At 40.5% G+C, this 1,220-nt stretch carries 2 protein-coding genes; both read right to left on the reverse strand.

Annotated elements, in window-relative coordinates; translation table 11 throughout:
- Positions 1 to 239: 239 nt before the first annotated feature.
- Complete coding sequence (locus tag O9332_RS12530) at positions 240 to 629, reverse strand: type II toxin-antitoxin system VapC family toxin (RefSeq protein WP_002763446.1); 390 nt, start codon at positions 627 to 629, stop codon at positions 240 to 242.
- On the reverse strand, positions 622 to 861 hold the full coding sequence (locus O9332_RS12535) for a hypothetical protein (RefSeq protein ID WP_002739406.1): 240 nt from the start codon (positions 859 to 861) through the stop codon (positions 622 to 624). The genes O9332_RS12530 and O9332_RS12535 overlap by 8 nt, the downstream gene beginning before the upstream one ends.
- Positions 862 to 1,220: the final 359 nt, after the last annotated feature.

The raw sequence follows: 1,220 nt of genomic DNA on the forward strand, positions 1-1,220 counted from the left end.
AAAAGATATTTATCAGAAAAGTCATGATCAAGCTAGAGGTTTAAAGACTGAGCGGGTTCCAATTATTTTTATTAATAAATATTTTACACAATTCATACCAGGTAAGCAAGAGAGCTACGCCACTACTACCGAATCATTACCTTGCGGCATAACGGTTTAGTTGAGCCGCCTCAGTCAAACTCTGACTTTTACAGATCGCTTTTGATAAAGTCGGCTCCAACGCAGTGTTAGGCTTTTCGCTAAGGGTAGGGTAATACATTTAAATTTTGAATAAATCGGTAGTCTCGTTGATTCTTGGTGATAAAAGGGTAATTCCATATTATTGCTGTACCTGCAATCAAGCCATCGGCAATCAGCAAACCGTGACTTAGCCGATACAAGCGAAGTAAGTCAACCGCTTTGTCTGAAATAGGTTGGTCAATTCTGATTACATCAAACTGTTGAAGGAATTTTTCCAGCGTCCGTAACTCTGACTTGTTAGTGCAGCCAACAATTAGTTCCATTTGTGTAACTACGCTAATTGCTAATCTGGAACTTGATTGTAGCCTTTGCAGACAATTGACTGCTTCAGGAATACCACGACCAACATCAATGATTATGTCGGTATCTACGATAGTTGAACTAGCCATTTGTCTTTGACCACTCGCTTTCTCGTAAATTTCGCACCCAAGTAGTACTATCTAAATCTTGACGATCGCGCCACATTCCAACAAAGGGATCATTAACTAAATCAACATTTGACGATGCAGACAGAGGTTCAGAATATATGTACTTTTGTTTCAAAAAAGCGATCAGGCTGACTACTTGGCTCTGTGCTTCAGCAGGCAAAGATAAAAATTCACCTAAAATCTCATGAGTCATGGTTGTATCCTCCCCTATATCACGCCCAAAAGCGTGTTAGCCAGATTAGCTTACCGCAAACAGCCTCCTTTAAGGAGACCTTTCACAGAAGCCTTCTGGGAATGTAGCAAAGATTCTTGTATCTGGCTGCACTTTGTCACAAAATTTCACTATTATTTCGGGTAAGGTATGGTAAATCTCTTGATAGATAGGGTTTACTGAAAAAGTTTGTTGGTGGGGCTAGGGTGTGGGGTGTGGTGCGATTCGTTGGCTAGAAACTAGACAGTAAGACGTTTAGAGGATTAGCCGCTTGGTAAATGTAGTACCTTGATAACTTTATAACCCTACAGGTGCGGGTTAGTAATAACCTTAGTCCTGTC

The organism is Microcystis sp. LE19-10.1B, from assembly GCF_027530565.1.
Taxonomy (GTDB): Bacteria; Cyanobacteriota; Cyanobacteriia; order Cyanobacteriales; family Microcystaceae; genus Microcystis; species Microcystis aeruginosa.